Source organism: Salipiger sp. D13 (assembly GCF_003703915.1).
In the GTDB taxonomy this organism is placed as follows: domain Bacteria; phylum Pseudomonadota; class Alphaproteobacteria; order Rhodobacterales; family Rhodobacteraceae; genus Salipiger; species Salipiger profundus.
Genome location: NZ_ML112592.1, coordinates 156,925 through 169,899, shown reverse-complemented (window position 1 = coordinate 169,899; position 12,975 = coordinate 156,925). Strand labels below are relative to the sequence as shown.

Annotated in this window: 17 protein-coding genes and 1 tRNA gene; 12 read left to right on the top strand and 6 right to left on the bottom strand. The window is 69.8% G+C overall.

The genetic code is table 11. From position 1 onward, the window contains the following. The first annotated feature begins 205 nt into the window (after window positions 1-205). Genes D6860_RS07600 through D6860_RS07590 form a run of 3 tightly spaced genes read left to right on the top strand, consistent with a single transcriptional unit; the run spans window position 206 to window position 2,742 of the window. Window positions 206-946, top strand: a complete 741-nt coding sequence (locus tag D6860_RS07600; protein ID WP_076622231.1) for a 5-oxoprolinase subunit B family protein — start codon at window positions 206-208, stop codon at window positions 944-946. Continuing rightward, the gene (locus tag D6860_RS07595) at window positions 943-1,956 is read left to right on the top strand and encodes a 5-oxoprolinase subunit C family protein (RefSeq protein ID WP_076622230.1); all 1,014 of its coding nucleotides are present in this window, start codon (window positions 943-945) and stop codon (window positions 1,954-1,956) included. Before D6860_RS07600 ends, D6860_RS07595 begins: the two co-directional genes overlap by 4 nt. A 9-nt stretch (window positions 1,957-1,965) precedes the next feature. Beyond that, the gene (locus D6860_RS07590; RefSeq protein ID WP_076622229.1) at window positions 1,966-2,742 is read left to right on the top strand and encodes a LamB/YcsF family protein; all 777 of its coding nucleotides are present in this window, start codon (window positions 1,966-1,968) and stop codon (window positions 2,740-2,742) included. Window positions 2,743-2,761: 19 nt separating this feature from the next. Here the strand turns inward: D6860_RS07590 and D6860_RS07585 are convergent, their stop codons facing one another. Next, the gene (locus D6860_RS07585) at window positions 2,762-3,781 is read right to left on the bottom strand and encodes an LLM class flavin-dependent oxidoreductase (protein ID WP_076622228.1); all 1,020 of its coding nucleotides are present in this window, start codon (window positions 3,779-3,781) and stop codon (window positions 2,762-2,764) included. Window positions 3,782-4,033: 252 nt separating this feature from the next. After that, window positions 4,034-4,981, bottom strand: a complete 948-nt coding sequence (locus D6860_RS07580; protein WP_076622227.1) for a zinc ABC transporter substrate-binding protein — start codon at window positions 4,979-4,981, stop codon at window positions 4,034-4,036. A gap of 96 nt (window positions 4,982-5,077) precedes the next feature. Here D6860_RS07580 and D6860_RS07575 point away from each other — a divergent pair, with 96 nt between their 5' ends. The 3 genes from D6860_RS07575 to D6860_RS07565 are packed head-to-tail and all read left to right on the top strand — an operon-like array spanning window position 5,078 to window position 7,113. Next, window positions 5,078-5,557 carry a transcriptional repressor gene (locus D6860_RS07575; protein ID WP_076622226.1) on the top strand — a complete coding sequence of 160 codons (480 nt, stop codon included), beginning with the start codon at window positions 5,078-5,080 and terminating at the stop codon, window positions 5,555-5,557. After that, window positions 5,554-6,324: an ATP-binding cassette domain-containing protein gene (locus D6860_RS07570; RefSeq protein ID WP_076622225.1), complete on the top strand. Its 771-nt coding sequence runs from the start codon at window positions 5,554-5,556 to the stop codon at window positions 6,322-6,324. The genes D6860_RS07575 and D6860_RS07570 overlap by 4 nt, the downstream gene beginning before the upstream one ends. Next, entirely contained in the window at window positions 6,325-7,113 is a 789-nt protein-coding gene (locus D6860_RS07565; RefSeq protein WP_076622224.1) for a metal ABC transporter permease, read from the top strand. A gap of 72 nt (window positions 7,114-7,185) precedes the next feature. On the opposite strand, the gene D6860_RS07560 is transcribed toward D6860_RS07565, so the two are convergent. Next, a tRNA-His gene (locus D6860_RS07560) sits at window positions 7,186-7,262 on the bottom strand. Between the two features lie 54 nt (window positions 7,263-7,316). Continuing rightward, window positions 7,317-7,799 (bottom strand): GNAT family N-acetyltransferase, encoded by a 483-nt coding sequence (locus D6860_RS07555; RefSeq protein ID WP_076622223.1) that lies wholly within the window; start codon window positions 7,797-7,799, stop codon window positions 7,317-7,319. A 103-nt stretch (window positions 7,800-7,902) separates the two neighbouring features. Here D6860_RS07555 and D6860_RS07550 point away from each other — a divergent pair, with 103 nt between their 5' ends. After that, window positions 7,903-8,103, top strand: a complete 201-nt coding sequence (locus D6860_RS07550; protein WP_076622222.1) for a DUF6324 family protein — start codon at window positions 7,903-7,905, stop codon at window positions 8,101-8,103. A gap of 17 nt (window positions 8,104-8,120) precedes the next feature. Here D6860_RS07550 and D6860_RS07545 read toward each other — a convergent pair whose 3' ends face one another. Then, entirely contained in the window at window positions 8,121-8,585 is a 465-nt protein-coding gene (locus tag D6860_RS07545) for an MmcB family DNA repair protein (protein WP_076622221.1), read from the bottom strand. A 113-nt stretch (window positions 8,586-8,698) separates the two neighbouring features. On the opposite strand from D6860_RS07545, the gene D6860_RS07540 reads away from it, so the two are divergent. After that, window positions 8,699-10,051: a hypothetical protein gene (locus D6860_RS07540; RefSeq protein ID WP_076622220.1), complete on the top strand. Its 1,353-nt coding sequence runs from the start codon at window positions 8,699-8,701 to the stop codon at window positions 10,049-10,051. Further along, complete coding sequence (locus tag D6860_RS07535; protein WP_076622219.1) at window positions 10,048-10,797, top strand: COG3904 family protein; 750 nt, start codon at window positions 10,048-10,050, stop codon at window positions 10,795-10,797. The genes D6860_RS07540 and D6860_RS07535 overlap by 4 nt, the downstream gene beginning before the upstream one ends. Before the next feature lie 303 nt (window positions 10,798-11,100). Here D6860_RS07535 and D6860_RS07530 read toward each other — a convergent pair whose 3' ends face one another. Then, on the bottom strand, window positions 11,101-11,439 hold the full coding sequence (locus tag D6860_RS07530) for a hypothetical protein (protein ID WP_076625225.1): 339 nt from the start codon (window positions 11,437-11,439) through the stop codon (window positions 11,101-11,103). Between the two features lie 325 nt (window positions 11,440-11,764). On the opposite strand from D6860_RS07530, the gene D6860_RS25645 reads away from it, so the two are divergent. Genes D6860_RS25645 through D6860_RS25635 form a run of 3 tightly spaced genes read left to right on the top strand, consistent with a single transcriptional unit; the run spans window position 11,765 to window position 12,970 of the window. Continuing rightward, complete coding sequence (locus tag D6860_RS25645) at window positions 11,765-11,998, top strand: hypothetical protein (protein ID WP_076622218.1); 234 nt, start codon at window positions 11,765-11,767, stop codon at window positions 11,996-11,998. Between the two features lie 9 nt (window positions 11,999-12,007). Next, window positions 12,008-12,226: an efflux RND transporter periplasmic adaptor subunit gene (locus D6860_RS25640; protein ID WP_017469508.1), complete on the top strand. Its 219-nt coding sequence runs from the start codon at window positions 12,008-12,010 to the stop codon at window positions 12,224-12,226. Next, the gene (locus D6860_RS25635) at window positions 12,227-12,970 is read left to right on the top strand and encodes an efflux RND transporter periplasmic adaptor subunit (RefSeq protein WP_076622217.1); all 744 of its coding nucleotides are present in this window, start codon (window positions 12,227-12,229) and stop codon (window positions 12,968-12,970) included. Window positions 12,971-12,975: the final 5 nt, after the last annotated feature.

The following is a 12,975-nucleotide window of genomic DNA, read 5'->3' as shown; positions in this document are numbered from 1 at the left end:
GGATTTGCGCCGCCTGTGGCGGCGCCGTGGTAGGGGATTTGCGCCGCCTTTGGCGGCGCCGGGGGGAGGGGCGCTGCCCCTCTGCCGCCGTTGGCGGCATTCACCCCGAGGTATTTTCCAACCGAAGAAGCCAGGGGTGCTTGCGGTTGCGGGCGGTCTGCGGTTCCTTGTCGTTCATGCAATTCCTGATGCTGGGGACGGTTTGATGCCACTGGACATGCCGGGCTTTCCGATCATTCGCACCGCGGGCATCGACGGGATGCTGGTGAGCTTCGGCGACCGGCTGAGCGAGCCTGCCAACCGTGCCGCCATCGCCTTTCGCGCCGAGGTCGCGCGCGCGGGGCTCGACGGTGTCGAGGAGACGTCGTCGTCGCTGGTGTCCTGCTACCTGCGCTTCGATCCGTTGCACCTGTCGCATGCGGATCTCGAGGCGCGGCTGCGGCAGATGCTGGACGGGCGCGACTGGCTGGCGGCGGAGCTGCCGGGCGGGCGGCGGCTGCATCGGATTCCAACGGTCTACGGCGGCCGTCTTGCGCCGCAACTGGGCGAGGCCGCGGAGGCGGCCGGGATGTCGGAGGCGGCGGCGCGGCGCTCGTTGTCGGAGGCCCGGGTGCGGGTGACGGCGCTGGGGTTCGCGCCCGGTCAGCCTTATCTCGGGGAGCTGCCAGAGGCCTGGGATATCCCCCGCCAGCAGGCGCTGACGCCGAAGGTGCCGAAGGGGGCGCTGGTGCTCGCGATCCGGCAGCTGGTGATCTTTTCGGTGACCGCGCCGACGGGCTGGCGCCATGTCGGGCAGACCGCGGCGCCCCTGTTCCGCATGGGCCATGAGCGACCGTTCCTGCTGGCGCCGGGGGACGAGGTGGAGTTCCCGGCGGTTTCGGAAGAAGAATTCGAACGGATGGTCGACACGCTCGACGGTGGCGCGCGGTGGGAGGCGCTGGCATGAGCCGGGAGCTGGTCGTGCACCGTGCCGGACCGGCGCTGACGCTGCAGGACGCGGGCCGTCCGGGCTGGATCACTCAGGGGTTGTCGCGCGGGGGAGCGATGGATCGGCTGGCGCTCGCTGAGGGTGCGGCGCTGCTGGGCCAGGGGCCGGCGGTGGCGCTCGAGATGGGTGGTGTCGGCGGGCTTTTCGAGGCGACCTGCGACATGCGCATCGCGCTCACCGGGGCGCCGATGCGCGCGACGCTCGAAGGCGCGCCGCTGACCTGGCACGCCTCGCACCTGCTGCCGGCGGGCGCGCGGCTCGAGATCGGGCCCGCGACCTCGGGGGCCTATGGGTACCTGCACGTGGGCGGCGGCTTCGCGCCACCGGAAATCCTCGGCGCCGGGTCGGCGCATCTCACGGCCGGGCTGGGCCGCGCGGTCGAGGCCGGCGACCGGCTGGCGGTAGCCGCGGACACAGGCGGCGAGACCGGGCTGAAGCTGCCGGTCGAGGACCGGTTCTCGGGCGGCACGCTACGGGTGGTCGAAAGCCTGCAGACCGGGCTCTTTCCGGCCGCGCAGCGCGAGCGTTTCGGCAGCGAGGTATTCGTCCGCGATGCCCGGGCCAACCGCATGGGCGTGAAGCTCACCCCCGACGGCGCGGGCTACGGGGTCGAGTGCGGACTTTCCGTCGTCTCCGAGGTGATCTCGCCCGGTGACATCCAGATGACCGGCGACGGCGCGCCCTTCGTGCTGATGGCCGAGTGCCAGACCACCGGCGGCTACCCGCGGCTCGCCACCGTCATCCCCGCCGACCTGCCGCGCATCGCGCAGGCGCCGGCCGGGGCGCGGTTGCGCTTCGAGTGGCTGGCGCTCGACGCGGCTCTTGCGGTCGAGGCGGTCTTTCGGCGTCATCTCGGCGAACTGCCGCGCCGGGTGCAGCCGGTGGTGCGCCACCCGGCGGACGTGCCGGACCTTCTTACCCACAAGCTGGTCAGCGGATTTTCCAGCGGCGACCATCACGATCACTAGGAGACACGCATGACATCGGTCGATCTCAACGCGGACATGGGCGAAAGTTTCGGGCCCTGGGTCATGGGGCAGGACGAGGACCTGCTCGATGTCATCACCTCGGCGAATATCGCCTGCGGCTTCCACGCTGGCGACTGGGACGTCATGGCGGGCACCATGAAGCTGGCGGTCGAGACCGGCACTGGCATCGGCGCGCATCCGGGCTACCCCGACCTGCAGGGCTTCGGGCGGCGGCGGATGCAGCTTCCGGCGGACAGCCTGCGCAACCTCGTGGCCTACCAGCTGGGCGCGGCGCGCGCGATGGCGCAGGCGGCGGGGGGCAAGGTGCGGCACCTGAAGCTGCACGGCGCGCTCGCCAACACCTGCGCCGAGGACGCGGCACTGGCGCAGGCGGCCTACGAGGGGGCGCTGTCGGTCGATCCCGACATCATCGTCATGGTGCTGGCCGAGACCGCGCAGCAGCGGGCGGTCGAGGCGCTGGGGTGCCGCTGGGCAGGCGAGATCTTCGCCGACCGGGCCTACAACGACGACGCGACGCTGGTCGACCGGTCGCAGCCCGGCGCGGTGATCCACGAGCCCGAGGTGGCGGCGCGGCGCATGGTCGAGATGGTGCAGGCGGGGGCGATCATCACCGAAAGCGGCAAGCACATCCCGGCGGCGACCGACACGATCTGCCTGCATGGGGACGGCCGCACGGCGCTGCTGATCGCCCGCGCGGTGCGCGATGCGCTGACCGGCGCGGGCGTGACGCTGGAGGCCTTCGAGGGGCGCACCGGCCGGCTCTGAGACCCCCGGCCGCGCGGGATCAGCGCCAGCCGAGCGCCGGGGCGACCTCGCGCAGGACGGTCTCGATCACATGGGCGTTGTAGTCGACGCCGAGCATGTTCGGGACCGTCAGAAGCAGGGTGTCGGCCTCGGCGATGGCCTCGTCGCCGGCAAGCTGCGCGACCAGCCGGTCGGGCTCGTCGGCATAGCCGCGCCCGAAGATCGAGCGGGTCTGGTCGATGATACCGACCTGGTCGCTTTCCTTGCCGCCATGGCCGAAGTAGCGACGGTCCATGTCGCTGACCAGCGGGAAGATCGAGCGGCTGACCGAGACACGAGGGCTGCGGGCGTGGCCGGCGGCTTCCCAGGCGGCGCGGTAGGCGCGGATCTGCTGCGCCTGCTGGACGTGGAAGGGCTCGCCGGTCTCGTCGTCCTTGAGCGTGGAGCTTTGCAGGTTCATGCCGAGCCGGGCCGCCCACTCGGCGGTGGCGTTGGAGCCGGCCCCCCACCAGATCCGCTCGCGCAGGCCTTCGGAATGGGGCTCGAGCCGCAGGAGACCGGGCGGGTTGGGGAACATCGGCCGCGGGTTCGGCTCGGCGAAGCCCTCGCCCTGCAGCAGGTCGAGGAAGACCTGCGTGTGCCGCCGCGCCATGTCGGCAGGGCTTTCGCCGGCGTCCGGGCGGTAGCCGAAGTGTTTCCAGCCGTCGATCACCTGCTCCGGCGAGCCACGCGAGATGCCGAGTTGCAGGCGGCCGCCCGAGATCAGGTCGGCGGCGCCCGCGTCCTCGACCATGTAGAAGGGGTTCTCGTAGCGCATGTCGATGACGCCGGTGCCGATCTCGATGCGCGAGGTGCGGGCACCGACGGCCGCGAGCAGGGGGAAGGGCGATGCGAGCTGCTGCGCGAAGTGATGCACGCGGAAGTAGGCGCCGTCGAGGCCGAGCTCTTCGGCGGCGACCGCGAGGTCGATGGACTGCGTCAGCACGTCGGCGGCGGTTTTGACCTCGCTGCCCCGGGTGGGCGACCAGTGGCCGAAGGAGAGAAATCCGATGCGTTTCATGGGGCCGGTCCTTTCAGGTGGCGCGGTGTTGGCGCCTGTCGGGACTGGAAATAGGGGGCGGGAGCGGCACGCGACAAGAGGCGCGGCGGTTCGCTCGGGCGCAGGGTCTGTGCGGGTGCTGTCCTGTGGCGGCGGTGCGCGGACCGTGCATTTGGTGAGGGGGGAGGGGGCGCTGCCCCCTCTGCGGCTGCGCCGCATTCACCCCCGAGGGTATTTGGAAAGAGAAGAAGGGCGAAGCGGTGCCACCAGAGGCTACTGGCTGGCGCAGTCGGCGATGCGTGTCGCCAGATCGTCGACGAGCGACGGGTAGAACCCGGCGCCGGGCGCGATGTCGCTGCCGAGCGGGTCGAGTTCCGCGACCGCAATTTCGCTGCCTTCGGTGACCGCGTCGATCAGGCGCGGATCGAACTGTGGCTCGGCGAAGACGCAGCGGGCGCCGCTGTCGCGGATCGCGTCGCGCACCGCGGAAAGGCTGGCGGGGCTCGGTGCGCTGGCGTCGGAGAGGCTGAGCGCACCGACGACATCGAGGTCAAACGCCCGTTCGAAATACTGGTAGGCGTCGTGGAAGACGACGAAGCGTGCCTCGCGGGCCGGCGCAAGGCTCTCGGTCGCGCGGGCCACGGCATCGTCGATGGCGGCCTGCGCGGTCCTGGCGTTGGCGCGGTAGGTGTCGGCGTTCTCGGGGTCGGCCTCGGCGAGCGTTTCGGCGATGGTCTCGAGCCAGGCGCGGGCGTTGTCGGGCGAGAGCCAGACGTGCGGGTCGTCGCTGCCGTGGTGATGGCCCTCTTCGTCTGCGTGGTCGTCTTCGGCGTGCGCGTGTCCATGATCTTCGGTGTCTTCATCGGCGCCGGAGAACAGGACGTCGTCGCGGGCCGCGAGGTGCCGTGTCTGCGGCAGCTCGCCGAGCGCCACGACCCGGGTGTCGCCCGCGATGGCCTCGATCTTGCGGCCGAGGCCGGGGCTCAGGTCCGGGCCGATCCAGAACAGCACTTCGGCCTGCTGGAGGGCGCGGGCTTCGGAGGGCGAGAGTGCGTGGTCATGCGGCGAGGCGCTGCTCGGCACGAGCGCCTCGGGGCTGCCGAGCTCTCCCATGACGGAGGCGACGAGCCCCTGCACCGGCGCGATGTCGGTCACCGCACGCGGCGGTTCGGCAGCCAGCGGGCTCGCGACCAGAGCGGCGGGGAGGAGATATCTGAGCATGACGGGTCCTTCTTCAATGGGTGTTATGATATAACGTGCGGGGTTGATAGCGGCGATAGTATAACATATCAACCCCTCGAGTTTACGGAGATTGCCATGGACGCGCTCGGCTTCACCCGACACGATCATCGCCACTGCATCGCCCAGGCGCTGGAGGCGGTCGAGGAAACCTGCGCCGCGCAGGCGTTGCAGTTCACGCCGCAGCGACGGCGGGTGCTGGAGATTCTCCTGCAGGAGCATCGCGCCATGGGCGCCTACGAGCTGCTGGACGTGCTGCGTGCCGAGGGTCTGGCAGCGCAGCCGCCGACCGTCTACCGGGCGCTGGATTTCCTCGTGGGGCACGGGTTCGCGCACAAGATCGAGCGGCTGAACGCCTTCGTCGCCTGCGCCGCCCCCGGCGAGCGCCACGCGCCGGCGTTTCTCATCTGCACCGGCTGCGGCGCGGTCGCCGAGATGCCGTCGCAGGGGATCGCGCGAGCGGTGCGCGGGGCGGCCGCCGAGATCGACTTCGAGGTGTCGCGCATGGTGATCGAGGCCGAGGGCCTCTGCCCGGCCTGCCGCGAGGCGCGGGCATGAGCCTGATCGAGGCGACCGGGCTCGAGGTCACGCTCGGCAGTCACCGGGTGCTGAGCGGGGTGGATTTCCACGTCGGGCCGGGCGAGATCGTGACCATCGTCGGGCCGAACGGCTCGGGGAAATCGACGTTGCTGCGGGTGCTCGTCGGTGCGCTGAAGCCCGACGCGGGCAGCGTGACGCGGAAGCCGGGCCTGCGGATCGGCTACGTGCCCCAGAAGCTGCAGATGGACCCGACCTTGCCGATGACGGTGATGCGCTTCCTCTCGCTGCCGAGGCGCGTCGCGCCCGCCGTGCGCAAGACCGCGCTCGAAGAGGCGGGAATCGGTGACCTCGGGGATCGCCCCATGGCCGGGCTGTCGGGTGGCCAGTTCCAGCGGGTCATGCTGGCGCGAGCGCTGCTGGACCGGCCCGACGTGCTGCTGCTCGACGAGCCGACGCAGGGGCTCGACCAGCCGGGCTCGGCGGCCTTCTACCGGCAGATCGAACATATCCGGGCGCATCTCGGCTGCGCCGTCGTGATGGTCAGCCACGAGCTGCACGTGGTGATGAGCGCCTCGGACCGGGTGGTCTGCCTCAATGGCCACGTCTGCTGCCAGGGGCATCCCGAGGTGGTGGCGCAGGCGGCGGAATACCGGGCGCTCTTCGGCACCGGCACGGAAGGGGCGCTGGCGCTCTACCGGCACGATCACGGCGGCCACCGACACGACGGCGCCTGCGCTCATGACCACGCGACGGGGGCACCCGTCAACCAAACGGGACCGCACTGAATGCTCGACGATTTCCTTGTGCGCGCGGCGCTGGCCGGACTGGGGCTGGCGCTGGCGGCGGCGCCGCTGGGCTGCTTCGTGGCGTGGCGGCGGATGGCCTACTTCGGAGATGCCACTGCGCATGCGGCGATCCTGGGCGTGGCCCTGTCGCTGGCGACCGCGCTGCCGATCGTCTTCGGCACGCTGCTTGTCGCGCTCATCATGGCGCTGCTGGTAAGTTCGCTGTCCGAGCGCGGGCTCGCGCTCGACACGGTGCTGGGGGTGATGGCCCACAGCGCGCTGGCCTTCGGTCTCGTGGCGGTGACCTTCGTGCCCGGTGCGAGACTGGACCTGAGTGCCTATCTCTTCGGTGACATCCTTGCGGTGACACGGTCCGATCTCGGGGTGATCTGGGGCGGGGCAGTCGCGGTGCTGGCGCTCATCGGCTGGCGCTGGCAGGCCCTGCTGACCGCGACCGTCTCGCCCGACCTGGCCTGGTCGAGCGGCATCGACCCGAGACGCGAGCAGCGCATCCTGACGCTGGCCCTGGCGCTGGTGGTCGCGCTGGCGATCAAGGTGGTGGGGGCGCTTCTGGTCAGCGCCATGTTGCTGATTCCCGCTGCCGCGGCGCGACCCTTCGCTCGCAGCCCCGAAGCCATGGTGCTTATCGCGGCGGCGCTCGGCGCGCTCTCGGCGCTTGGCGGGCTCTGGGGGGCGTTCGTCTTCGACACTCCGGCGGGGCCGTCGATGGTCTGCGCGGCGGCGATTCTCTTCGGGATCACCACGGGCCTGCGCCGGCTTCTGGGCTGAGCGCAGCACACCGCGGACCGCATGTGAATCGCAGCGTTTCCGGTAGCTTGGATGTGCTGGAAAGGGGGGTGGTGGTACCGCCTTCCCGGTTCGAACGGGAGACCTCTTGATCCACAATCAAGCGCTCTAACCTACTGAGCTAAGGCGGCACGTTGCGGGGGAGATAGCGCTGCCTCGGAAGGATTGCAACCCGAAATTCGGCCTTAAAGTGCACGATCCCAGTGCTGTTCGACGAGGTCGACGCCAAAGCTGTGCACGGGCGTGGCCGAGCGGCAGGCAAAGCCGTTGCGGGCGTAGAGCGCGCAGGCGGCGCGGTGGCTCTCGTGGGTCCAGAGCGTCATGCGCCGGTAGCCCGCGTCGCGTGCGAAGCCAAGCGCGTGGTCGAGCATGTGCTGCCCGAGCCCCATGCCGCGCGCCTCGGGGAGCAGCAGGAACAGCCGGAGTTTCGCGGTGGTGTCGTCCGATCTGACGCAGAAGATCGAGCCGAGCCGCCGGCGCCCGTCGCGCGCGATCCAGCCGGCTTCGCAGCGCGGATCGTGGTCGCGCTCGAAGGCGCGCAGGATGTCGTCGACCAGCGCCGGGAAGGTGGCATCGAAGCCCTCGGCCTCGGCGTAGAGCGCGCCGTGGGCCGCGACCAGCCAGTCTTGGTCAGGGGCCGAGTAGGGGGTAAGGGCGGCGGCGCACATGCGCGAAGGCTTTCACCGGGCGTCTTGCAAATCAAGCGTGCCGGGGCTACCTCGCCAAGATGCCGCGGCGCATGAGGCCGCGCGGCGACAAGAGGGCAACGTCATGGGTATCAATACCGAACGCGACATCGAGGCAAATCTCCAGATCGGGCCGACCGATCAGGGCATGGTGCGGATCTTCATCGCCGCGGGCGACCTCGAAGTGCCGATGGACTTCGAGCCGGACGAAGCCGAGGAGATTGCCGACGAGATCCGCGCCGCCGCTGCGGCTGCGAGCAAGCTTCGGGCCAAGGGCCGCCGCTGAGCGACCAGCCGTCGTGATCAGCCCGGGCCATCCAGCATGGCGCCAGGATCGCGCAGCCCGTGCAGGCGCCGCGCCGCATGGGCGGCAAAGCGCCGGATCAGCGCGTTGCGCCGGGCGCCGGCGAGCTTGCTCTCGGGGCCCATCCGCAGGATTTCCGCATCATAGGCGTCGGCGATGATGAGTCCGGTGCCCTCGGGCAGCAGGTCGGTCGGAAAGGCCTCGTCTACTGCCCAGAAGTAGCGGTCGCACCACTCGAGATACCCCTGCCACTTGCCGTCGGACATGAAGTCCGCGCGGCTGCTCTTGCATTCCACGATCCAGATCTCGCCCTTGGGGCCAAGCGCCATGACGTCGACGCGCTTGCCGCGCTCGGGGACGAATTCCTCGATCACGGAGAAGCCATGCCCGCCGGCAAGGTGGCGGCAGACGCCGCGCGCCAGAAGCTGACCGGGCATGAGAGAGGGATCGGGAGCCAGAACCATGCTGCAATCGTATGAACAATACGTGAACAGATGCAAGCATTTCGCCTGTCACTCTTCCTTGAGCGGGCGGGGTGCCTACTTCAAGAGGCACTGCGATCAAGGGAGCCCCACGCATGAGCGACGAATCCGGACTGCCGCGGCACCAGGCGCGGGGCGTGCGCAACGCGCGCGAACTGCAGGATCACCTGAACTGGCTCGACACGTTTTCCGGCACGGCGCTGGGGGTGCTGGCGGTGGCCTCGGGCATCTACACCTACCTCGGGGTGTCCTCGCTGCTCGATGACAACGGCTCGATGTCGGTCTTCGCCGCCATCGCCTATTCGGTGGCGGTCTCGGTCGGCATCTTCGTCTTCTGGTCCTACCTGATGCGCCTCTTTCCGGCGGTGCGCACTGCCTCGGCGCGGATCGGGCTGATGGGGGCGATGGCGGTGGGCAGCCTGGCCATCGTGGCGATGTCGTCATGGCTGAACGCGGCGGCGCTGGCGGGCTCGGCGGCGGTCGAGCAGCACCTCGCGAAAACCGTGCAGGATTACCAGGCGTCGCTCGAGCGCAGCCACGAGGTGGCGCTTTCGGCGCAGTCGCTGGAGCGGGACGTAGCCCGCGTGCGGCAGAGCTTCGAGGATCTCTCCGAGCAGGAGGCCGCCGGCACGCTCTCGGGGCTTGCCGGACGCGGCGCGGTGTTCCGTGTGCTGCGGCAGAAGGCAGCCGAGCTCGAGGGGCTCGAGGAACAGATCGCCACCCAGACGCAACCGGTGGAGCGGGCCTTTGACCAGGGCAACGCGATCCTGTCGCGGATGCGGGCGTTGACGGTCGAACCCGGCCCGGTCGAGGCGCGCTCGGTCGAGTTTTCCGAGGCGGCAGTCGAACTGCAGGGGCTGATCGCCCAGTTGCGGCAGCTTTCGGTCGCGCCGCTGGTGGCGCGGGCGGCGCAGGACCTCTCGGCTTCGGTCGTGCTGCCCGAGCTCGATGGCAGCACCGAGGAGATCCGCGGCAGCCAGACCGCCACCATCGACTCGGTGCTCGACACGCTGGCGAGCCGGGCGGCCACGCTCGAGGAGGCGGCGCGCGAGGTCATGGCCATGACCCCGGCGGACGAGGTGACCTATACGCCGGTGTCCTCGGCGGACGCCGTGATCCTCTATGCGCGCAATTTCGTGCCGTCCTGGGCGGGGGCCATCGCCATCGACCTGCTGCCGGCCGTGCTGGTGTTCATCACCGCCATCACCCACGCGGCGATCCGCGAGAACCGCGACGGCGCGGCGGTCGAAGACACGATGACCCTGTCGGAACTGCGCTCGGCGATCTCGGCGCTGCGCGACGTCGAGACCGACATGGAGCGGATGCCCGAGGTGCACAGCCGGGCCGAGCCTGCGCCGAGCGGCGCGCGGCCGGTGGACCCGGCGCCCTCCGAGGCGCCCACGCCGCCGCAGCCGGAGGCGCCGCGCGACAAGGGCGACCCGGCATGATCGGGCGCAGCTCCATCGGCCGGGTACTGGGCGGGGTGCTTGTCTTCCAGCTCTTCATCGCGGGTTTCCTCATCATCGGCGACATGCGCGAGGGCATCCGCCTGCCGAGTTTCGGCCCCTCTGCGCCGCGTACCTCCGAGCCCGTTCGGCCGGGCGACCAGCGCCGTCTCTACAGCCCGGACTACGAGCGCCCGCCGCTGAACCCCGCACGCGATCCCGGCGACATGCCCGAGCGTCTGACCCTGACCGAGAGCGGCGAGGCGGGGGTCTGGAGGCTCGAGGGGACCATCGCGGCAGGCGACGGCGCGCGCATCGCCGACCGGATCGACTCGGCGGAACCGGCGGTGGAGACCGTGATCCTGCAAAGCCCCGGCGGCTCGGTGCGCGACGCGCTGGAGCTGGGCCGTCACCTGCGCGCCGGCGGGATCGGCACGCGGCTGCTGCGCGGCGAGATCTGCTACTCGGCCTGTCCCTATCTCTTTGCCGGGGGCGAGACCCGGGAGGTGGAAGAGGGGGCCTCGGTCGGGGTGCACCAGCATTACTTCGGAGAAAGCACGATCCTGCCGGCCTTTGTTGCCGTCGAGGACATCCAGCGGGGGCAGGGCGAGGTGATGATTTACCTCGAGGACATGGGGATCGACCCGCTGGTAATGAGCCACGCGCTGACCACCCCGGCGGACGAGATATACCTGCTGCTGCCGGAAGAGCTCGAGCGTTACAATTTCGTGACGGATGAGGCGGGCTGAATCGTGCAAGGCCCCTTGCCGTGGGCCTGCACGCATCTTATCTCGCGGGTCAGGCGGGTTTCTGCGCTTCCCGTGACACGGTTGCATTCCGGTGGCCTTAAGCAATTCCGAGGGAGCTGGCTCTGTCCGGGCCCTGGTCCGGTTACCTGGCGCCCACCTGTATATACAGGTCCTCGGGAATGAGATAACCACACGGTCGCCGCGGTTCCCGCCGCTTTTCCAAGACAGACGACAGCCGGTCCGCCCGGCATGAAAAAAGCGCCCCGCGGGGCGCTTTGTCGTGTCTGGTCGGGCGCCGTCCGGTCAGCGGCGGCGGTGAAGCAGATGTGCGCGGTCCTTCGGACGCTCGGCGGCGACGCGCACGGGCACCGGCTGCATCGTGACAGTGGGCGCGCGTTTGCCGCCCGACGGCGGGGTGTCCGTGTCCTGCATCCGCATGATCGAGATGGCGAACTGTGCGCCGGCGAACACAAGGCCATTGAACAGCCAGAGCAGGAACACTGCCAGCAAACCGGCATCGGTGCTGGTCACCAGGTGGTAGAGGTTCGCCACGTTCTGCCAGAGCAGCAGTCCCACGAAGACCGTGGAAAGGCCGAAGCCCATGAGGGTTTGCAGGATGTAGAGGCGCACGAGGCGGGGCATGTTCATGTCTTCCTGTCTCCTTGCTGTGCAACAAATGGTATTGCAGCAACGCGGTTTGACAAGGATCGACCGCAACCGATCCTTCGTCTCTGTAAAAGATGGAAGGTCTGTGCGGCGAAATCAAGCGACGTGGCGTCGCACGGTCAGGTGTGCGGTGCCGCCGGTCGTGAAATGTCGCATCTTTCTTACATTTTTTCTCCATGGCTTCGACGGAAATCCGGCGCGGCGCCGTTCAATGCCCTCCAGACCGTTCGCCGCGCGCCCTTCGTGAGGTTTCATACGCAGATTTTCCGCCACTCGCCCGTTCCCGTTCCTGTCTGCCATCATGGCGACCCTTTTTCTGGTGACGCAGCCCCATGCCGGCCGGGCGCAGGCGCCGGGCGGCATGGGGCCGGCGGGGCGGGCGATCGAGGTCGGCGTGGTCACGCTCGAGACCGCGCAGGTGCCCTTCACCAAGACGGTCCTGGGCCGCGCGGTGGCTTATCAGCAGGTCGACATCTGCCCGCGCGTCGGCGGCATGATCGCCGAGATCGTCTATGACGCCGGGCGTTCGCTCTAGGCCGGTGACGTGCTCTTCCGCATCGAGGATCAGACCTACCGCGCCGAGGTCACCTCCGCCTCGGCCGAGGTCGACCTGGCGCAGGCCTCGGTCGATACCGCGCAGGAGACCGTCGACCGCTACCAACGCCTGCTGGGCACTGGCGTGACCCAGGAAGAACTCGCCTCGGCCCGGGTGTCGCTGAAGCAGGCGCAGGCGGATCTGAGCGGGGCACGCGCCGCGCTGTAGGTGGCGCAGCTCGATCTGGACCGCACCGAGATCACCAGCCCGATCGCGAGCTTCCCTTCGGTGCCCACCGTCTCGGTCGGCGCGCTGGTGACGGAGAACCAGACCGACGCGCTGACCACCGTCACGCGGCTTGATCCGATCTACGTCGATGTCGAGGAAACGAGCCGCCGCATCGGCCAGATCCGCGAGAAGATCGACACCGGGACGTTGCAGCGCGGCGACCGGCTGGGGATCACGCTGCAGCTCGAGACCGGCGAGACCTACTCGGGCGAGGGCCGCATGGTCTCGCCCAGCGTCAACGTCTCGACCACAACCGGCACCACCGAGCTGCGCCTGCAGTTCGACAACCCCGAGCGGCGGGTGCTGCCGGGGCAGTTCCCGCGGGTGGACATGACGCTTGGCACGACCACGGCGGTGCTGGTGCCGCAGGGGGCGACCTCGCGCGCGGCGGACGGCACGCTCACGGCCCTTGTCGCCGTCGACGGCACGGCGCAGCAGCGCAGGCTGACGAGCCAGGGCAGCTACCGGAACGCGTGGATCGTCACCGACGGTGTCGAGGACGGCGAGGCGCTCGTCATGGACGGGCTCAGCAACCTTGCCGACGGGGCGCAGGTCACGACGGTGCCGGTCTCCATCTCGGACGACCGCGTCGTGACGGAGGTGCGGCAGGACGACGGGGAGGAAACAGGCGGCGGCAGAGCCGGGGCCGCCCCCGACGACGGCGCGGCGCAGGACGCAGAGTAAACCCG